The organism is Mesorhizobium sp. M8A.F.Ca.ET.202.01.1.1 (genome assembly GCF_004791595.1).
Taxonomy (GTDB): Bacteria; Pseudomonadota; Alphaproteobacteria; order Rhizobiales; family Rhizobiaceae; genus Mesorhizobium.
In genome coordinates this window covers 1-299 of the sequence record NZ_SRUN01000252.1, presented here as the reverse complement: position 1 = coordinate 299, position 299 = coordinate 1, and the positions used below count along the sequence as shown (strand labels likewise).

Sequence of the window (299 nt, the reverse complement as noted above, 5' to 3'; positions counted from 1 at the left end):
GTGCCGGAAGAGGGCAAGACCGACGCCGACATGGCGCGCCGGCACTCGGAGATTTTTCTCGACCTGCTACGCGGCGAAGGCTTTGCCCAGCCCAATCCCCGGCCGATGTTCCCCAACCCGCCAGGCCTGCTGCGGCTTGAACCCTTCTCGGCTGGCCTGCGCGAGCGCATTTGGTGGGGCGCGGCCACCGACGCCACCGCCGTTTGGGCAGCCAAGCTCGGTATGAACCTGCAGAGCTCGACGCTGAAATTCGACGAGAGCGGCGAGCCGCTGCATGTTCAACAGGCCAAGCAGATCAA

At 65.6% G+C, this 299-nt stretch carries 1 pseudogene; it reads left to right on the top strand.

The features are described from left to right. Window positions 1-299, top strand: a pseudogene (locus EN845_RS34730) (LLM class flavin-dependent oxidoreductase); the annotation flags it as partial.